Here is an 18,875-nt window from a genome sequence, read left to right as displayed (position 1 = left end):
TTGCCTTGCGATGATAGTTTGCAGGCCGCCCGCAGCCGCTGGCATCATTCCCGGCTGCCGCCTTGCTCCAGCTCTTCATAGAAGCGCCGAGCCGCCTTTTCCTTCTTCAACCGATAAGCCTCGGATCGGCGATCGAACTCGGCATTGAGGGCTTTCGAGAACTGCAGCATGCAGAAGCAATAAGCGGTGAGTGCCGCCAGCAGCAGAATAAGCAGCCCGAACGCCATTTGGCCATATGCGACGACAGCTATTCCAAGCACTCCCTCGAGCAGGGTCGCGAGGCCAGCCATCGCTGCAAGGAAAATTTTCGCGGGTCGCGATCCCTTCAGGAAGTAGTACGCGCCGATGACATAGGCCAGACTCGAGATGGCGCTGACGATATTCGGTGACTGCCCAAACATCAGCAGAGCGATTGAGGAGATAATCCCGATCGCACCCGTCACAAAGAAAATGACGGCCACCGCCAGCATGTGATGTTTTGCGTTCATATCCGCCCCCTGGTCTGTCCGCAATCTTTGTCCGTTGCGCGCCCATGCAGCATATCGACTGAGGCGTCGTCCAAACGACTCATCTGCAGCTCATGGTAACCTCGCTTGTTCTCGCATAGGATGCATTAGATTGTATCTGCACGCAAGAGCTTCAGAGTTGTCCCCAGCAACGATCAGTCACGAACACCTTCCCCTGCGACACCTGCACCCCGCTGGATTCCTTCACGCGCTAGGATGTAAGCTTGGTCAGGCGAGCCAGGGAGGGCACGATGCTGCAGGTGAGACAGGACATCCTCGGCGAGCGGTTCCAGCTGCAGCGTGCCGCCTTCGAGAAGCAGCCCTTTCCCGACATCGACGTCCGCAAGGACCGCCTGAAACGCCTGCTGGCGCTGACCGAGCGGCATGAGGCCGACATCTGCGCGGCGATCGACATCGACTTTGGCGGCCGCTCGACGCATGAGACGCGCCTTGCCGAACTGTTTGTCGTGCGTGCCGGTATCCGCCACGCCCTGTCCCACCTGAAAGGCTGGATGCGGGAGCGCCGTGTCGCCACCACCTTGCCGTTCCTGCCGGGCAAGAACCGCCTCGTTGCGCAGCCGCTCGGTGTCGTCGGCATCGTCTCGCCCTGGAATTATCCTTTTCAACTTGCCGTCGCGCCAGTGACGGCAGCCCTTGCCGCCGGCAACCGCGTGCTCGTCAAGCCGTCTGAACTGACGCCTGCTTTCTCGGGGCTGCTCGCCAAACTCGCCGGCGAGCATTTCGCACCCGATGAGCTCAGCGTCATCACCGGCGATGCCGAAATGGGCAAGGCATTCGTGTCGATGCCGTTCGATCATCTGCTGTTCACCGGCTCGACCGCGGTCGGCCGCCAGGTCGCGATCGCCGCGGCCGCCAACCTGACACCGGTCACGCTCGAACTCGGCGGCAAGTCGCCGGCGATCTTCGATCCGTCCTGCGATCTCGACGCGGCGGCGTCCAGCATCGCCTACGGCAAGCTGTTGAATGCCGGACAGACCTGCATCGCGCCGGACTATCTGCTGGTGCCCAAGGGACAGGCAAGCACGGTCGCCGCCAAGCTCGCAACGGCGATCGCGCGGCTCTACCCCTCCTTGCGCGACAATCCCGACTATACCGCCATCATCAGCGACCGGCACTACCAGCGTCTGCGCGACATGATCGCCGAGGCCCGCGATGCCGGCGCCGATGTCACCGAAATCAACCCGGCCGGCGAAGATCTCGGCACCACCAGCCGCAAGCTCCTGCCGACACTGGTCAGCAATACCAGCCCGGACCTGCGGCTGATGCGCGAGGAGATCTTCGGGCCGGTGCTGCCGATCGTCGAATACGCCACCATCGACGAGGCGATCGACCATGTGAACCGGGCCGACCGCCCGTTGGCGCTCTACTGGTTCGGGCGCGACAGCGGCAACCGCCAGCGCATCCTGCACGAAACCGTCGCCGGCGGTGTCACCATCAACGACTGCATGCTGCATCTGGTGCAGGAGAACCAGCCCTTCGGCGGTGTCGGCGCCAGCGGCATGGGTGCTTATCACGGGCAATGGGGTTTCCGCACCTTCAGCAAGGAGAAACCGGTCTTCCTGCAGTCGCGCCTGAGCGCGGGCGCCCTGCTGCGCCCGCCCTACGGCAAGACGTTCGAACGACTTTTCGCCCTGCTTCGGCGGATCACCTGATCAAACGCCGTGATCTCCGCGCATTAAGTTTATATTCACCATCATTCGGCAGGTTCCCAATCCTGCGGTGATGTCTTGAGTACCGCGGCGCCACAAGCGCCCAGGCAACAAACCCGCGCTCCTTGGGGCGCGGGTTTTCATTTTTGAAAAACCGTCGCCAAGCCGGCCCGCTTCCGCCGCTGGCGGTCTCGAGGATTTCTGTCCTGCCATCGATGATCGCCTCGAAACGGCCTAAGGCGAAGCGGATTCTAAGGCAAGACCCGCACGGCGGCCGGTCCGTTCTCGCCATTTTCCTGGTGTGATCCCGGTGACGCGTTTGAAGGCGCGACTGAATGCGGCCTCGGATTGATACCCCACGCCGGCAGCGATACTTGCGAGACTTTCATGGCCGAAACGCAGGCGCTCGCCAGCCAGTTGAATCCTCCAACCCGTCAGGTATTCGATCGGCGGGCGGCCGAGCAGCGCGTTGAACCGCTCCGCAACGATCGTGCGCGATGAGCCAACCTTGTCGGCAATCTGACCGACGGTCCAATGGCGCGCTGGATCGGCGTGGAGAAGCTGCAACGTCCTTCCGACAATCGGATCGTTCAGCGCGGCGAACCAACCCTTTGAGCCGGGTGGAAGCCGGGCAACATGGCGCCTCAGCAGTTCGACGAACAGAAGCTCCATGAGTCTTCCAAGCATCGCCTGTGAACCCGGCGCCGCCGCCTCGACATGCAAATCGATTTCCCGCACCGTCGAAGCGATCAGGGCGCCTACCTTGTTCTCCGACACCTTCTCTACGATGAGCGCCGGAAGTGTGCGGAACACCGGCGCGAACAGGAATTCCGAAGACTCGAGGAAGCCGCAGATCATGCGCAATTCGTCACCGCCGCCGCCGTAGTTGACGGTCCACATTCCTTCGATCCGGCCAGGCTGCACAATTTCTCCGGCCGCAGCCATCACCAGCGGCTCACCCTTCCAAAACCTGTGATGGCCAGCGAATGGCAGGAACAGCAGATCGCCAGCAGTGACTTCTCGCCGCTCGCCATTTGCGGCCTCGAAAGTGCAGTTGCCCGCTACGATGAAATGGAAAATGCTTATGTGGCGCAGGCAGGCCATGGGGCTGACCGGGTCATAGTATTTCGGGGCCACGACGCCGAACGGCGCGCTGAAGCAGGCGTTCAGAAAGACGGAGCCGGTCAGCCTTACGGCTTTCAGCATTTCCGACAGCAGATCCGGCCCATGGTCCGGCGTCCCTGTATGTAAATCCGATGTTGCAGTCATTGCTGAACCTGAAGTCTGGCGGCTACACCTCCAGAACGCTGCAGCTCGACAGATTAATCCCGCATCACCCGATGCGCGATCTTATCAACCTCCAGCTTGGCAAAAAAGACTTTCTGCAAACCAATGGAGACACCAGGATGTTGAAATTAGCCTGCACACTTGCACTTCTGCTGGCTGGAACAGCGCCCCTGCTTGCTGATGATATGCCTATGAATGCCGACGGCATCAAATGGGGTCCTGCTCCTGCCGTCCTTCCAGCTGGCGCACAGTTCGCGGTTGTTGCCGGCGATCCGTCAAAGGACGGCATCTATGTGCTGCGGCTGAAGATGCCCGCAGGCTACAAAATTCCCGCGCACAACCACCCTACCTCGGAATATGTGACGGTGATTTCCGGCAACTTTCATATCGGAATGGGTGACAGGCTCGATGAGGCGAACGGCATCGAACTGACGGATGGCGGTTTCGGCGTTGCCCCGGCTGGAATGAACCACTTCGCTTGGACGACGAGCGATACGATTGTCCAGGTTCATGGCGAGGGGCCCTTCGCGATCACCTACGTCAACCCGGCGGAAGATCCGAGTAAGAAGTGACGATTCACCGGCCACTTCCATCAATGGCGGGCCCGCGCCTCTCCGGAGGGGTGCGGGCTTTTCCTTTGCGAGATGTGCTGGAGCAAAGCGGCGCGGGCGCCTTTGGCACGTATTGATTCCGCTCGATCAGGCGAGGAAATCGGCCCTGTGCGGCGTGAAGCTGTCGACCAGCCGCCCTGCTTCCAGTGCCTTGACGCCGTGCATCAGACCGGATGGCACGATGAAACTGCCACCGACCTCGACGATCTCGGTTTGGCCATCTATCGTCACCTCGAAGCGACCTTCGGCGACATAGCTTGCCTGGACATGCGGGTGCGAATGCAGGGCGCCGACACCGCCTTTGTCGAAGCCGAACTCAACCAACATCAGCTCGTTGGTATGGAGCAGAACGCGTCGCCTGTTGCCATCCGGCGTCGGCGCCCACGCAGCTTCGCCGGCATGGGCGAAAATCTTCGGATTGGTCATCGTTGTCTCCTCAGAGCTCTATCGCGCCAGCCAGCCGCCATCCACCGGCACCACCGCGCCATGCATGTAGTTCGATGCCGGTGCCAGCAGGAAGACGGTGGCGTCGCCGATGTCTCCCGGTTCGCCCCAGCGGCCGGCCGGGATGCGCCCCAGTATGGCGGCGCTGCGGTCGGCGTCGGCGCGCAGCGCATGCGTGTTGTTGGTCTCGATATAGCCCGGCGCGATGGCGTTGACGTTGATGCCCTTCGACGCCCACTCGCAGGCAAGCAGCCGGGTGATGCCGAGCACGCCATGTTTAGAGGCCGTGTAGGACGCGACGCGGATGCCGCCCTGGAAACTCAGCACCGAGGCGATGTTGACGATCCTGCCCCGGCGCCCGTTGGCAAGGACACCCCGGGCGAAGGACTGGCAAAGCAGGAAGGCGGTCTTCAAATTGACGTCCATGACGTCGTCCCAATCGCTTTCGCTGAGATCGACGGCGTCGGCGCGCCGGATGATGCCGGCATTGTTGACCAGCCCGTCGAGCGGCCCGTTTTCTTCCCAGACCCGGTCCAGCAATGGCCCTGCCGCCGCCGTGTCGGCGAGATCCGCCTTCACAGCTTCGAACTGTCCGCCAAGGGCGGCGATCCTGCCTGCCGTATCGTCCATCGACGAGCGGCCGACGCCGACCACCGCGCCGCCGGCACGAGCAATCGAGATGGCGATGCCCTGGCCGATGCCGGTGTTGGCGCCGGTGACCGCGATGCGCTTGCCGGCCAGGCTGAAGGCGGAATCGCTCACCGCAAATCGTCCATCGCCACCAGGTCGACGTCGGTATAGTCGACGTTGTCGCCGGCCATCGCCCAGATGAAGGCGTAGTTGGAGGTTCCGGCGCCCGAGTGGATCGACCAGCCTGGCGACAGCACCGCCTCCTCGTTGCGCATGACGATGTGGCGTGTCTCGTCCGGCTCGCCCATGAAGTGGAAGACCCGCGCCGTCTCCGGCAGGTCGAAATAGAGATAGGCCTCCATGCGCCGGTCATGGACATGGCACGGCATGGTGTTCCAGATCGAGCCCGGCGCAAGCTGCGTCATGCCGACGACGAGCTGGCAGGTCTTTGTTCCCTCGGCATGGATGAACTGGAAGATCGAGCGCTCGTTGCAGGCCTCCTTGCTGCCGAGATCGAGCCGCTTGGCGTCGCCGAGGCGGATCAGCCGGCTGGGATGGGCCTGGTGCGCCGGCGCGCTGAGCAGATAGAATTTAGCCGGAGCGTCCTTGTCGGCAGAGGCGAACGACACGTCGTTGCTGCCCATGCCGAGATAAAGCATGTCGCGCGTTTGCAATTCGAAGGATTGGCCGCCTGCTTTCACGCTGCCGGCACCGCCGATGTTGACGACGATCAGCTCGCGGCGGTCGAGAAAGTTTTTCGTCCCGGTCGGCTTGATCGCTTCCAGCGGCAGCGGCGCCACCACCGGCACGGCGCCGCCGACGATCATGCGGTCGTAATGGGTGTAGGTCAGGCTGACCCGGCCAGGCCGGAACAGGTCTTCGATGTGGAAATTGTGGCGCAGCTCATCGGTTCCCATCGTCGCGGCGGCGGCCGGATCGATTGCGAAGCGCGAGGTGAAGTCGGTATGGCTCTGGCTCATGACTGTCCTGATTTGCAATGGATCACTCGCCGGCGGCCCTGACCGTATCGGCATAAAAAGCCTGCCTGGCGTGCAGGCGCTCGCGGTAGCGCTGCTGGCTGGCGGTGAGGTGCTTGCGCATCGCCTCGCGCGCGGCTTCGGCGTCGCCTGAGGTGATCGCATTCAGGATCACCAGATGCTCGCGCTGCAGCCCGCGCTGGTAAGAGTCGGACTGCGCCAGTTCGGTCGACCAGGGCGAGGTCACGTCGCACGGAATGGCGCGCCGGCCGAGCACGTCGAGCATCTCGACATAGAACGGATTGTTGGTGGCGCTGGCGATGGCGCGGTGGAAGGCAAGGTCGGCCGGCCCGGTCGGCTCGCTGGCGAGCAGCAGCCGCTCGAACTCGAAGAAGGCCTCCTGGATCGCCGCCTCCTGTGCGGCGTTGCGGCGAATGGCGGCAAGCCCGGCCGATTCGATTTCGATCGCCAGGCGCACCTCAAGCACGTTGAGGGCGATGGAATCCTTGGCTCCCATGTCGGCGGCGAGCGCCCCGAACATCGTCGAGATATGCTCGGTGACGAAGACGCCGGCGCCCTGGCGCGGCTCGACAAGGCCATCGGCGGCAAGCTTGGCCAGAGCCTCGCGGATGACCGTGCGGCTGACGCCGAAGGTCTCGGTCAGCTGCCCTTCGGTCGGCAATTTGTGGCCGGGCAGGATCTCCCCCGCCTGCAACTGCTTGCGGATCGCCGCGATGACGGTCTCTGACAGTTTTGGTCTTCTTTCGACCCTGAGGTCGGCGACGGTATCGGACACGTGACCTCCTAATGGAACGGACCCGTTGGTGGAAAAGGCCCCCTAGTGGAAAAGGCCCCCCTAGTGGAAAAGGCTGGGCAGCCACAATGAGATTTCCGGAATGTAGGTGACCAGCATCAACACGGCGAAGGCTGCCCCGTAGAAGGGCCAGATCGAGCGCATCGCCGTCCAGATCGGAATGCGGCCGATGGCGCAACTGACGAACAGCACCGCGCCGACCGGTGGCGTGCACAAGCCAATGCCGAGATTGAGGATCAGGATGACGCCGAAATGCACGGGGTCGACGCCATAGGCCATGACAACCGGCAGGAAGATCGGCGTGGTGATGATGATCAGCGGCGACATGTCCATGAACGTGCCGAGGATCAGGAGTACCACATTGATCAGCAGCAGGATGACCAGCTTGTTGTCGGACACCGACTGCAGGAAGGCGACCAGCGCCGCCGGCACCCTGAGATAGGCGAGCAGCCAGCCGAAGGCCGCGGCGCAGCCGATGATCATCAGCACCATCGCCGTGGTGCGCACCGCGGCGCTGGTGGCGGCGACGAAGTCGTTCCAGCTCATCGAACGGTAGATGATGAGCGTCACCAGGAAGGCGTAGACGATGGCGATGCAGGAACTTTCCGTGGCAGTGAAGATGCCGGAGCGCACGCCGCCGAAGATGATGCCGATCAGGACGAGGCCGGGAATGGCGGCGACGAGCAATTGCAGGGCCCGGCCGAAGCCGGCGAACGGCTCGGTCGGGTAGCCGCGGCGGCTCGCGACCCAGTAGGCGGTGACCATCAGCGACAGCGCCAGCAGCAGGCCAGGTATGACGCCAGCGGTGAAAAGGTCGGCGATCGAGATCCGGCCCCCGGCTGAAATCGAATAGATGATCATGTTGTGCGAGGGCGGAATCAGCAGCGCGATGATGGCGCCGACCGAGGTGATGTTGACGGCATAGTCGATGCCGTAGCCGCGCGCCTTCATCTGCGGGATCATCAGCCCGCCGACCGCCGATGCATCGGCCACCGCCGAGCCGGAAATGCCGCCGAACATGGTCGAAGCGGCGATGTTGACCTGGCCCAGGCCGCCACGCAAATGGCCGACCAGCGAGCCGGCCAACGCCACGAGCCTGGCGGCGATGCCGCCGCGCACCATCAGGTCGCCGGCGAAGATGAAGAACGGGATCGCCATCAGCGAAAACACGCTGACACCGGAGTTGAGGCGCTGGAACACCACCAGCGGCGGCAGGCCCAGCACCAGTACGGTGGCGAAGCTGGCGACACCGAGGCAGAACGCGATCGGCGTGCCGATGACGAGCAGGAAGACGAAGGTGCCGAACAGGACCGTCAGGGCCATCTAGAGATCCTCCTCGCCCGTGGCGTATTGGTCGGCATCGACGGGCAGGCCGGCAAAGCGCCCAGCCAGCCGCTCCAGGGAGAACAAGCAGACAAGTGCGCCGCCCAGGACGACCGGCAGGAAGCTGACGCCACCCGGGAGATCGAGCGACGGCATCACCGTGTTCCAGGTCAGCCTGGCGAGCTGGACGCCATAGACGATCATGCCGAAGCCGAATGCGAGCACGACGACGTCCGAAATGCTGCGCAGCACCGCCTTGGCCGAAGGCGGCAGAAAATAGAGCAGCACGTCAAAACCCAGATGCGTGCGCTCGCGAACGCCGACGGCCGCGCCGAGGAAGATGAACCAGCCCATCAACAGCACCGCTGAGGATTCGGTCCAGCTTGGCGAACTGTTCAGGATATAGCGCGAGAAGACCTGCCAGAAGATGATCACCGTCATCAGGGTCAGTCCGGCGCCGCTGACCCACAGTGCGAGCCTCGACAGCTGTGCCAACAGCCGTTCGGTGCCCAGCCAGAACGCCTTCAAGCCACCCTCGCTCGACGGCGGCGCGGAAGTCCGCGCCGCGCCCGGTCCGCCGGCTTCCATTATTTCGTCGCCTGGATGCGGGTGGCGAGGTCCTTCAGTGCCGGCGTCGACAGATACTTGTCATAGACCGGCTTCATCGCGTCGATCAGCGGCTGCTTGTCGATCTCGCTGACCTTGACGCCGGCTGCTTCGACGATGTCCCGCGACTTCTTTTCCTGCGCGTCCCACAACTCGCGCATCTTGACGACGCTGTCCTTGGCCGCCTGGCGCACGATCGCCTGATCCTCCGGCGATAGCTTGTCCCAACTTGCCTTGGCCATCACCAGCACTTCCGGGACGATCTGGTGCTGGTCCATCGTATAGTGCTTGGCGACCTCGTAGTGCTTGGCGGATTCGAAGCTCGGCCAGTTGTTCTCGGCGCCGTCGATGACGCCTGTCTGCAAGGCCGAATAGACCTCGCCATAAGCCATCGGCGTGGCGTTGGCGCCCAGCGCATTGACCATGTCGACGAACACGTCCGACTGGATGACGCGGAACTTCATGCCCTTCATGTCGGCCATCGAGGCGATGTCCTTCTTGGTGTTGTAGAAGGACCGCGCGCCGGAATCGTAGAAGGCCAGGCCGACGAGGTCATGCGCCTCGAACGCCTTGAGGATCTCGTCGCCGATCGGCCCGTCCATGACATGGCGCATGTGGTCGACCGAACGGAAGATGTAAGGCAGCGACGGCACCGCCGTCTCCGGCACGATGCCGTTGAACGGTCCCATCGAGACGCGGTTGAGGTCGATGACGCCGGTCTGCGTCTGCTCGATCGTGTCCTTCTCCTCGCCGAGCTGCGCCGAATGATACACCTCGACCGAATAGCGGCCGTCGGTGCGCTGCTTGATCAGCTCGCCCATGTATTTCACCGCCTCGACGGTCGGATAGCCGTCGGGGTGCGTGTCGGCCGAGCGCAGCACGGTTTCGGCGTTGGCAATGCCTATCAGCAGTGAGCCGAAGGCGAATGTGACCGCTGTTAATTTCGAAAAATGCAACATGACTTCCTCCCTTTAGAATCAAGGCGCCCGGCTCAGAGCCGGTACGCCTTCTTGGCAAGCGTGTAGGTAAGCTCCTTGGCCAGCTCATGCGCCTCGTCCTCGCGCAGCCGGTGCTCGGCGACGAGGCGCGCCAGGAACGCGCAGTCGACCCGACGCGCCAGATCGTGGCGGGCGGGTATAGATGGAAAGGCGCGGGTGTCGTCGTTGAAGCCGACGGTGTTGTAGAAGCCGGCTGTCTCCGTCGTCATCTCGCGGAAGCGGCGCATGCCTTCCGGGCTGTCGTGGAACCACCAGGCCGGCCCGAGCTTCAGCGCCGGATAGACGCCGGCAAGCGGCGCCAGTTCGCGCGCGTAGCTGGTCTCGTCGAGCGTGAAGAGGATGATTGTCAGGTCGCGCTCCAGCCCGACGCAGTCGAGCAGCGGCTTCAGCGCCGTCACGTAGTCGGTCCGGGTCGGGATATCGAAGCCCTTGTCGCGGCCGAATTTCCGGAAAATGTCGGGCGAATGATTGCGCCAGGATCCGGGATGGATTTGCATCACCAGCCCGTCGTCCCGGCTCATCTTGGCCATCTCGGTCAGCATCTGGGCACGGAACAGTTTTCGCTCGCGCTCGTCGTCGGAGCCGCGGCGGATGCGGCTGAACAGCTCCTGCGCCGCCGCGTCGGAAAGATTTGCGGTATCGGCCGTCGGATGGCCATGATCGGACGAGGTCGCGCCAAAGCTTTTGAAGAAGGCGCGCCGCTGCCGATGCGCGTCGAGATAGCCGGCCCATGTTCCGGTGTCGCAACCGGTGATCTCGCCGAGCCGGTCGAGATTGGCCGAGAACCCCTCGAAATCGGGATCGACGACCGCATCCGGCCGGTAGGCGGTGACGATACGGCCTTCCCAGCCGCTGTCGCGGATCATCTGGTGCCATTTGAGATCGTCGAGCGCGCCTTCGGTCGTCGCGATGACCTCGATGTTGAAGCGCTCGAACAAAGCGCGCGGACGAAAATTCTCCCACTGCAGCACGGTCGCGATGGTGTCGTAGTGGCGGTCGGCCGTCTCCGCGCTCAATGGCTCTTCGATGCCGAACAGATCCGCCAGCACATGGTCGAACCACAGCCGCGTCGGCGTGCCGCGAAACAGATGATAGTGCCCGGCAAAGCGCCGCCATATCGTCCTGCCGTCGGTTTCCACCGGCCCGCCGTCGAGGGTCGGCACGCCGAGATCCTCCAGCCGCACGCCCTGGCTGCACAGCATGCGGAAGATGTAGTGGTCGGGCACGATGAGCAGTTGCGCCGGATCCGGGAACGGCTCGTTCAGCGCATACCAGCGCGGATCGGTGTGGCCGTGCGGGCTGATGAGCGGCAGGTCCTTGATCCCGGCATAGAGATCGCGGGCGATCGAGCGCGGATGCGCCTCGGCGGGAAACAGCAAATCCGCATTGGTCAGTGCCACGATTATCCTCCCAAGGCTGCTATCGGTAGGGTTGGCAAGAAATAATGTCAACATACAAAAATTGGATTGTTGTATGATGACTTTTGAAGCCATTGTGTGGCAAGAGATCGGGTGTTACGCCGCTCGCCGACCCCATGCCGAGGCCATCCATGCCATCCGACCAGACCAGCCGCGCCGCGACGACCAAACGCCTCTCCGCCACAACGGTACAAGCGCTACCGGCCCCGGTCGCGACACCCTCTTATGATCGCGGCCGCATCGCGCCTGGCATTGTGCATCTTGGCGTCGGCGCTTTCCATCGCGCCCATCAGGCAGCCTATGTCGACGACTGCCTGACGGCGGGCGAGACGGACTGGGGCATAGTCGGCGTTTCCTTGCGCAGCCCCGACACGCGCGATGCGCTGGCGCCGCAGGACGGGCTCTACACGCTGGCGATCCGCAGCAGCGGCGAGGAGGAGCTCCGCGTCATCGGCTCGATCGGCTCGATGCTGGTGGCGCCGGAAGACCCCGGTGCGGTGCTGGCCGCGCTGTCCGATCCGCGCACCCGCATCGTGACGCTGACCATCACTGAAAAGGCGTATCTGAGGGCAGCGGGCGGCGGACTGGACGCCGCCCATCCCGACATCGTCCACGATCTGGCAAATCCGCAAAGACCAAGGACGGCGCATGGTTTTCTGACCGAGGCGCTCACCCGGCGGCGTGCCGCCGGCACACCGCCCTTCACCGTGCTGTGCTGCGACAACCTGCCGGCCAACGGCGCAACGCTGCATCGCCTGCTGGTCGAATTCGCGGAATTGCGCGATGCCAGCCCGGACGCAAACAGCAGCGCCAGGCTCGCCGGCCACATCGCCGACGAGGTCGCGTTCCCCTCAAGCATGGTCGACCGCATCGTGCCGGCGACCACCGACGCCGACCGGGCGCGGATCGCCGTGGAGCTCGGCGTCGAGGACGCCTGGCCGGTCATGACCGAGCCCTTCCGCCAATGGGTCATCGAAGACAATTTTCCGGCGGGCCGGCCGTCCTGGGAAAAGTTCGGCGTCACCATGGTCGGCGATGTCGCCCCCTTCGAGGACATGAAGCTCAGGCTGCTCAACGGCGCGCATTCGGGCATCGCCTATCTCGGCCTGCTCAGCGGCCACGCCACCGTCGACCGCGCCTTTGCCGATCCGGCGATCCGGCAATTCGTCGACGCGCTATGGGCCGAAGCCATCCCGACCCTGCCCGAGGATGCCGGGCTCGACACTTCAGCCTACACGGCTGAGCTCACCGAGCGTTTTTCCAACACCGCGCTCGCTCACCGCACGGCGCAAATCGCCAATGACGGCAGCCAGAAACTGCCGCAGCGTATTGTTGCTTCGGCCGTGGAGTGTATGGAAGCCGGCACTGAATTTGTGCATCTCACGCTGGTGGTTGCCGCCTGGATCGCCGCCTGCGCGGCGCGGGGTAAGACCTTGCCGGAAGGCCATTTCACCGATCCGCTCGATGCGTCGCTGACAGCCCTTTTGAGCCAGCAACTGCCGGCGAACGAAACCGTAACGGCGGTGTTCGACCTGGCTGGCTTCGCTGGGGATCACGCCGAACGCCAGACGCTGATTGAACTGGTGGCCGTGCATCTCGTCCACCTGCGGCGGGACGGTCCGACCCTGGCCTTCGCTGCCTTGGGAATATAGAAAAAGCGGGGCAGGCCCCGCTTTTCAGTCAGTCAATTGGTGCGGATTTTCACGCCGGCAGGATGGCGCCTTCCAGCGTCGTGAGCTGGCTGAGGAACTGTTCGGCCTTGCTGCGTGCCTGGTCGTCCTTGGCGTCTGCGGCATCTTCCCTGGCTTCCTGGATGCGGCGGGCGAGATCGGCACGATCGACATCCTTCACCGCGACAGCCGATTCTGCCAGCAGCGTGCAGCCGGCCGGAACGATGTCGGCAAAGCCGCCGAACACGACATAGCGCTCTTCGCTGCCCGAGGCGTTCTTCACCGTGACGACACCGGGCTGGATCGTGGTCATGACTGGCGCGTGATGCGCCATGACAGTCATCTCGCCTTCGGCGCCCGGAATGACGACCGATTCGACCTCGGCGGAAACCAGCAGGCGCTCCGGAGAAACCAGTTCGAACTTGAAAGCTTCAGCCATGTCAATTTAGTGAGTAGGGAAATAGTGAGTAGGGAGTAGGGAGAGAGGATAAAAACCGCCCAATCACCCAGCTGCTATTCACTACTGACTACTGACTACTCCCTATTCCCTTGATTAAGCCGCTTCAGCCGCAAGGCGCTGTGCCTTCTCGACTGCTTCCTCGATGCCGCCGACCATGTAGAAGGCGGCTTCCGGAAGGTGATCGTAGTCGCCGTTGCAGAGGCCCTTGAAGCCTTTGATGGTGTCGGCGAGGTCGACCAGCTTGCCCGGCGCGCCGGTGAACACTTCGGCGACGAAGAACGGCTGCGACAGGAAGCGCTCGATCTTGCGGGCGCGGGCCACGGTCTGCTTGTCCTCTTCCGACAGCTCGTCCATGCCCAGGATGGCGATGATGTCCTGCAGCGACTTGTAGCGCTGGAGGATCGACTGCACCTGGCGGGCGACACCGTAATGCTCTTCGCCCACAACCATCGGGTCGAGCATGCGCGAGGTCGAATCCAGCGGATCGACCGCCGGGTAGATGCCCTTCTCGGCGATGGCGCGGTTCAGCGTCGTCGTCGCGTCAAGGTGGGCGAACGAGGTCGCCGGCGCCGGATCGGTCAAGTCGTCGGCGGGCACGTAGATGGCCTGCACCGAGGTGATCGAGCCCTTGGTGGTGGTGGTGATGCGTTCCTGCAGCGCGCCCATGTCGGTGGCGAGCGTTGGCTGATAGCCCACCGCCGACGGAATGCGGCCGAGCAGAGCCGACACTTCCGAACCCGCCTGCGTGAAGCGGAAGATGTTGTCGACGAAGAACAGCACGTCCTGGCCCTGGTCGCGGAAATATTCGGCAACCGTCAGGCCGGTCAGGCCGACGCGGGCACGGGCGCCCGGCGGCTCGTTCATCTGGCCATAGACGAGGGCCGCCTTGGAGCCTTCGCCGCCGCCCTTCTTGTTGACGCCGGATTCGATGAACTCGTGATAGAGATCGTTGCCTTCGCGGGTCCGCTCGCCGACGCCGGCGAACACCGAATAGCCGCCATGCGCCTTGGCGATGTTGTTGATCAGTTCCTGGATCAGCACGGTCTTGCCCACGCCGGCGCCGCCGAACAGGCCGATCTTGCCGCCCTTGGCGTAGGGCGCCAGGAGGTCGAGCACCTTGATGCCGGTGATCAGGATCTGTGCTTCCGTCGACTGCTCGACATAGGTCGGAGCCGGCTGGTGGATGGAGCGCATCTCGATCGCGTCGACCGGGCCAGCTTCGTCGACCGGCTCGCCGATGACGTTGATGATGCGGCCGAGCATGCCCGGGCCGACCGGCACGGTGATCGGCGCGCCGGTGTCGCGCACTTCCTGGCCACGCACCAGGCCTTCGGTGGAGTCCATGGCGATGCAGCGCACGGTGTTTTCACCGAGATGCTGGGCAACTTCGAGCACCAGGCGGTTGCCGACATTGGTGGTCTCGAGCGCGTTCAGGATCGCCGGCAAATGTTCGCCGAACTGGACGTCGACGACAGCGCCGATGACCTGGCGGACCTGGCCGACAACGCCGGTTGCCTTGCTCGCCACTGCCGGTGTCTTGGCCGAAGCGGCCTTGGCCGGAGCCGCCTTCGCGGCTGCCGCCGGAGCCTTTGCAGCCTTCGCGGGGACTGCGGCCTTCGCGGCTGCCGTCTTGGGTGTTGCCTTCTGGGGGGTCGCTGCTTTCGCCATCGTCTTTACCCTTTTTCGTCCTTTGTTTCTCACGCGGTCCGGTCGCGGGCCAAATGGCCCCGGACCGCGCCTAGAGCGCCTCGGCGCCCGAAATGATTTCGATCAGTTCCTTGGTGATCTGCGCCTGCCGCTGACGGTTGTAGGTGATCGACAGCTTGTTGATCATGTCGCCGGCGTTGCGCGTCGCATTGTCCATGGCGCTCATCTTGGCACCCATCTCGCCGGCCGCGTTTTCTAGCAGCGCCCGGAAAACCTGCACGGAAATGTTGCGCGGGATGAGGTCGGAAAGGATTTCGCCCGGCTCCGGCTCATATTCATAGACGGCATTGCCACCATCATTTGCCTCGGCCGGAGCCGAAGCGACGCCTGCCGGGATGATCTGCTGCGCGGTCGGGATCTGGCTGATCACCGACTTGAACTGCGAATAGAACAGCGTGCAGATATCGAAGCCGCCCTCGTCGAAGAGGTGGATGACCTTCTTGGCGATCGCGTCGGCATTGACGAAGCCGAGCGTCTTGACCTCGCGCAGATCGATGCGCTCGAGGATCATGGAGGCATAGTCGCGGCGCAGGATATCGAAACCCTTCTTGCCGACGCAGATGATCTTGACCTGCTTGCCGTCGGCCAAAAGCCTGCGGATGTGGTCGCGGGCATGACGGGCGATCTGCGAGTTGAAGCCGCCGCACAGGCCGCGCTCCGCGGTGCAGACGACCAGCAGGTGCACGTCGTCCTTGCCGGTACCGGTCATCAGCGCCGGAGCATCGCCGCCGCCGCCGATCGCCTGGGTGATGTTGGCCAGCACGGAACCCATGCGCTCCGAATAGGGGCGCGCCGCTTCCGCGGCCTCTTGCGCACGGCGCAGCTTCGCCGCGGCGACCATCTGCATCGCCTTGGTGATCTTCTGCGTCGCCTTGACCGAGGCGATACGGTTACGAAGGTCTTTTAATGAAGGCATGCTTCAAACCTGATCCCGTCTTGTCGCTTCGCTCAGGCGAAGGTCTTGGCGAAAGCGTCGATCTCGGCCTTCAGCTTGGCGCGCAGATCGTCCGACAGTGCCTTTTCCTTGCGGATGGCGTCGAGAACGTCCTTGCCCGCCGCACGCATGTGGCTGAGCAGGCCATGCTCGAACTTGCCAACCTGGTTGACCGGCAGCTTGTCGAGATAGCCGTTGACGCCGGCGAAGATCACCGCGACCTGCTCTTCCGTCTTCAGCGGCGAGAACTGCGGCTGCTTCAGGAGTTCGGTCAGGCGCGATCCGCGGTTGAGCAGGCGCTGCGTGGCGGCGTCGAGATCGGAGCCGAACTGCGCGAAGGCCGCCATTTCGCGGTACTGCGCGAGCTCGCCCTTGATCGAGCCGGCAACCTGCTTCATCGCCTTGATCTGCGCCGACGAACCGACGCGCGACACCGACAGGCCGACGTTGACGGCCGGACGGATACCCTGGAAGAACAGGTTGGTTTCAAGGAAGATCTGGCCGTCGGTGATCGAGATCACGTTGGTCGGGATGTAGGCCGACACGTCGTTGGCCTGCGTTTCGATGACCGGCAGGGCGGTCAGCGAGCCATTGCCCAGATCGTCATTGAGCTTCGCGGCGCGCTCGAGCAGGCGCGAGTGCAGGTAGAAGACGTCGCCCGGATAGGCTTCGCGGCCCGGCGGGCGGCGCAGCAGCAGCGACATCTGGCGATAGGCGACGGCCTGCTTCGACAGATCGTCGTAGCTGATCAGCGCATGCATGCCGTTGTCGCGGAAATATTCGCCCATGGTGCAGCCGGCGAACGGCGCCAGGAACTGCATTGGCGCCGGATCGGACGCGGTGGCGGCGACGATGATCGAGTATTCGAGCGCGCCGCGCTCTTCGAGCACCTTGACGAACTGCGCGACGGTCGAGCGCTTCTGGCCGACGGCGACGTAGACGCAGTAGAGCTTTTCCTTCTCGGGGCCGTTGTCGTGCACCGACTTCTGGTTGAGCATAGTGTCGAGGATGATGGCGGTCTTGCCGGTCTGACGGTCGCCGATGACCAGCTCGCGCTGGCCGCGGCCGACCGGGATCAGCGCATCGATGGCCTTGAGGCCGGTCGACATCGGCTCATGCACCGACTTGCGCGGAATGATGCCGGGCGCCTTGACGTCGACGCGCTTGCGTTCGACCGCCTTGATCGGACCCTTGCCGTCGATCGGGTTGCCGAGCGCGTCGACGACGCGGCCGAGCAGGCCAGGACCCACCGGAACGTCGACGATGGCGCCGGTGCGCTTGACGGTGTCGCCTTCCTTGATGTCACGGTCGGCGCCGAAGATGACGACGCCGACATTGTCGGCTTCGAGGTTGAGCGCCATGCCGCGGATGCCGCCGGGGAATTCGACCATTTCGCCGGCCTGGACATTGTCGAGGCCATAGACGCGGGCGATACCGTCACCGACGGACAGCACCTGTCCAACTTCGGAGACCTCGGCCTCCTTGCCGAAATTCTTGATCTGGTCTTTCAGAATTGCGGAAATTTCCGCGGCGCGGATGTCCATCAGCCGACCTCTTTCAGTGCAAGCTTGAGCGAATTGAGTTTGGTTTTGAGCGACGTGTCGATCTGGCGCGAGCCCATCTTGACCACCAGCCCGCCGAGCAGCGACGGATCGACGGTGACGGAAATGGCCACGTCCTTGCCGGCAACGCTCTTCAGCGCCGCCTTGAGTTCAGCCTGCTGGGCCGCGGTCAGCTCATGAGCCGACGTCACTTCGGCGGCGGTCTCGCCACGATGTTCGGCGGCGATCTGGCGGAATGCCCTGATCATGCCGGGCACGGCGAACAGGCGCCGGTTGCGGGCCACGACGCGCAGGAAATTGCCGGTGAGGCCGGTAATCCCGGCCTTGTCGGCGATTGCCGCGATGGCCTTGGCCTGGTCCTCGCTGGAGAACACCGGGCTATTGATCAGTCGGGTCAGGTCGGCGCTGCCCGCGAGCATCGCCTCGAAACTGTTGAGGTCGGCTTCGACCTTGGCCACGGAATTTGCCTGCAGCGCGAGTTCGAACAGCGAACCCGCGTAGCGTTCTGCGACACCTGAGATTGGCGATGACGATTGAGCCACGGACCGTCTTTTCTCTTGTCTGACAGGCCGCAGATTGTTGGCGCGAGCAAAAACTCTGGCTAAATCTTTGACCTTACTGCATTTTTTCAAGCACGGAGGCGCGGCTTCCGCTATCCCCGGCCGAAAGTCGATTGCCGTCTAGCACAGGCATTTTAAGACCGCAATGCGTCGTTCCGCATGGTTTTCAGGCACTATTGTCGCATCTGGCGAAAGAGTCCCGCCTCGCGCCCCGGAATAACTAAGGATTCAGGGCACAAAGCCGAAGGCAAAGGCGAGCGGCAATGCCGCCAAGGCCAATTCCACCACAATGGAAACCCAATTGAAAGGCGTGTTGGCGCCATCCGACATCATCGACAGCAGGCGGCCGAAGGCGGTGAACAGCCAGGAGAAGCCGAGCGCCATGTAAACCAGCGGCTGCGCCAGGAGGATGCAGCACAAGCCGACGCCGAGATAGAAGCCCGACATCCTGCCGCGTCCCTCGGCGATCGCCGCTGCCTTCTCCGGTTTGACCTGCAGGCGCAGGACTCGGAAGGCCACGCCCGGCGCCAGGAAAAACAGAAGGCCGAGCAGCACGGTGACGACGGCGCTCGACCAGGCCAGCCATTCGCCCTGGCTCGTCGGCCATGGAAGCGCAAAATCCATCTTGTCCCCTCGAAATGCCGGTTTTGAAATTCCGGGCATTCTAACGGAGGAAAAACCCCACGCCAGATGGCTTC

The 18,875-nt window shown here is 63.5% G+C and carries 19 protein-coding genes; 3 read left to right on the top strand and 16 right to left on the bottom strand.

Going from position 1 to position 18,875, the window contains the following annotated elements:
- Nucleotides 1-44: 44 nt before the first annotated feature.
- Entirely contained in the window at nt 45-488 is a 444-nt protein-coding gene (locus tag AC0NIH_RS05770; RefSeq protein WP_473461074.1) for a hypothetical protein, read from the bottom strand.
- Between the two features lie 269 nt (nt 489-757).
- On the opposite strand from AC0NIH_RS05770, the gene AC0NIH_RS05765 reads away from it, so the two are divergent.
- Nucleotides 758-2,179, top strand: a complete 1,422-nt coding sequence (locus AC0NIH_RS05765) for a coniferyl aldehyde dehydrogenase (RefSeq protein ID WP_473461071.1) — start codon at nt 758-760, stop codon at nt 2,177-2,179.
- Nucleotides 2,180-2,410: 231 nt separating this feature from the next.
- Here AC0NIH_RS05765 and AC0NIH_RS05760 read toward each other — a convergent pair whose 3' ends face one another.
- Nucleotides 2,411-3,445, bottom strand: a complete 1,035-nt coding sequence (locus tag AC0NIH_RS05760; protein ID WP_023777586.1) for an AraC family transcriptional regulator — start codon at nt 3,443-3,445, stop codon at nt 2,411-2,413.
- On the opposite strand from AC0NIH_RS05760, the gene AC0NIH_RS05755 reads away from it, so the two are divergent.
- Complete coding sequence (locus tag AC0NIH_RS05755; protein WP_473461068.1) at nt 3,433-4,035, top strand: cupin domain-containing protein; 603 nt, start codon at nt 3,433-3,435, stop codon at nt 4,033-4,035. The genes AC0NIH_RS05760 and AC0NIH_RS05755 overlap by 13 nt on opposite strands.
- 126 nt (nt 4,036-4,161) lie before the next feature.
- On the opposite strand, the gene AC0NIH_RS05750 is transcribed toward AC0NIH_RS05755, so the two are convergent.
- The 8 genes from AC0NIH_RS05750 to uxaC are packed head-to-tail and all read right to left on the bottom strand — an operon-like array spanning nt 4,162 to nt 11,320.
- Nucleotides 4,162-4,500, bottom strand: coding sequence for a cupin domain-containing protein (locus AC0NIH_RS05750; RefSeq protein WP_473461066.1), 339 nt, complete (start codon nt 4,498-4,500; stop codon nt 4,162-4,164).
- 18 nt (nt 4,501-4,518) lie between these two features.
- On the bottom strand, nt 4,519-5,280 hold the full coding sequence (kduD, locus tag AC0NIH_RS05745; protein ID WP_473461063.1) for a 2-dehydro-3-deoxy-D-gluconate 5-dehydrogenase KduD: 762 nt from the start codon (nt 5,278-5,280) through the stop codon (nt 4,519-4,521).
- On the bottom strand, nt 5,277-6,128 hold the full coding sequence (gene kduI / locus AC0NIH_RS05740; RefSeq protein ID WP_023777582.1) for a 5-dehydro-4-deoxy-D-glucuronate isomerase: 852 nt from the start codon (nt 6,126-6,128) through the stop codon (nt 5,277-5,279). Before kduI ends, kduD begins: the two co-directional genes overlap by 4 nt.
- A gap of 22 nt (nt 6,129-6,150) precedes the next feature.
- Nucleotides 6,151-6,921: a FadR/GntR family transcriptional regulator gene (locus tag AC0NIH_RS05735; protein ID WP_023777581.1), complete on the bottom strand. Its 771-nt coding sequence runs from the start codon at nt 6,919-6,921 to the stop codon at nt 6,151-6,153.
- A gap of 60 nt (nt 6,922-6,981) precedes the next feature.
- A complete protein-coding gene (locus AC0NIH_RS05730) occupies nt 6,982-8,262 on the bottom strand; it encodes a TRAP transporter large permease (protein ID WP_023766051.1) in 1,281 nt (426 codons plus the stop codon).
- On the bottom strand, nt 8,263-8,850 hold the full coding sequence (locus AC0NIH_RS05725) for a TRAP transporter small permease (protein ID WP_473461059.1): 588 nt from the start codon (nt 8,848-8,850) through the stop codon (nt 8,263-8,265).
- Nucleotides 8,850-9,827 carry a TRAP transporter substrate-binding protein gene (locus tag AC0NIH_RS05720; RefSeq protein ID WP_224731389.1) on the bottom strand — a complete coding sequence of 326 codons (978 nt, stop codon included), beginning with the start codon at nt 9,825-9,827 and terminating at the stop codon, nt 8,850-8,852. Before AC0NIH_RS05720 ends, AC0NIH_RS05725 begins: the two co-directional genes overlap by 1 nt.
- 32 nt (nt 9,828-9,859) lie before the next feature.
- Entirely contained in the window at nt 9,860-11,320 is a 1,461-nt protein-coding gene (uxaC, locus tag AC0NIH_RS05715; protein ID WP_473461056.1) for a glucuronate isomerase, read from the bottom strand.
- A 95-nt stretch (nt 11,321-11,415) separates the two neighbouring features.
- Here uxaC and AC0NIH_RS05710 point away from each other — a divergent pair, with 95 nt between their 5' ends.
- Nucleotides 11,416-12,936, top strand: coding sequence for a mannitol dehydrogenase family protein (locus AC0NIH_RS05710; RefSeq protein WP_473461054.1), 1,521 nt, complete (start codon nt 11,416-11,418; stop codon nt 12,934-12,936).
- A 49-nt stretch (nt 12,937-12,985) separates the two neighbouring features.
- Here the strand turns inward: AC0NIH_RS05710 and AC0NIH_RS05705 are convergent, their stop codons facing one another.
- From AC0NIH_RS05705 to AC0NIH_RS05680, 6 genes are all read right to left on the bottom strand, one after another.
- On the bottom strand, nt 12,986-13,393 hold the full coding sequence (locus AC0NIH_RS05705) for a F0F1 ATP synthase subunit epsilon (RefSeq protein WP_473461051.1): 408 nt from the start codon (nt 13,391-13,393) through the stop codon (nt 12,986-12,988).
- A gap of 114 nt (nt 13,394-13,507) precedes the next feature.
- On the bottom strand, nt 13,508-15,082 hold the full coding sequence (atpD, locus tag AC0NIH_RS05700; RefSeq protein WP_023766045.1) for a F0F1 ATP synthase subunit beta: 1,575 nt from the start codon (nt 15,080-15,082) through the stop codon (nt 13,508-13,510).
- A gap of 70 nt (nt 15,083-15,152) precedes the next feature.
- Nucleotides 15,153-16,037: a F0F1 ATP synthase subunit gamma gene (locus AC0NIH_RS05695; protein ID WP_013892431.1), complete on the bottom strand. Its 885-nt coding sequence runs from the start codon at nt 16,035-16,037 to the stop codon at nt 15,153-15,155.
- A gap of 32 nt (nt 16,038-16,069) precedes the next feature.
- Entirely contained in the window at nt 16,070-17,599 is a 1,530-nt protein-coding gene (atpA, locus tag AC0NIH_RS05690) for a F0F1 ATP synthase subunit alpha (protein WP_013892430.1), read from the bottom strand.
- On the bottom strand, nt 17,599-18,159 hold the full coding sequence (locus tag AC0NIH_RS05685) for a F0F1 ATP synthase subunit delta (RefSeq protein WP_473461048.1): 561 nt from the start codon (nt 18,157-18,159) through the stop codon (nt 17,599-17,601). Before AC0NIH_RS05685 ends, atpA begins: the two co-directional genes overlap by 1 nt.
- A 246-nt stretch (nt 18,160-18,405) precedes the next feature.
- Nucleotides 18,406-18,801, bottom strand: coding sequence for an AGROH133_08824 family phage infection protein (locus tag AC0NIH_RS05680; RefSeq protein ID WP_013892428.1), 396 nt, complete (start codon nt 18,799-18,801; stop codon nt 18,406-18,408).
- Nucleotides 18,802-18,875: the final 74 nt, after the last annotated feature.

This window comes from Mesorhizobium sp. WSM1386, from assembly GCF_055901595.1.
This window is presented reverse-complemented; position numbering and strand designations above follow the sequence as displayed.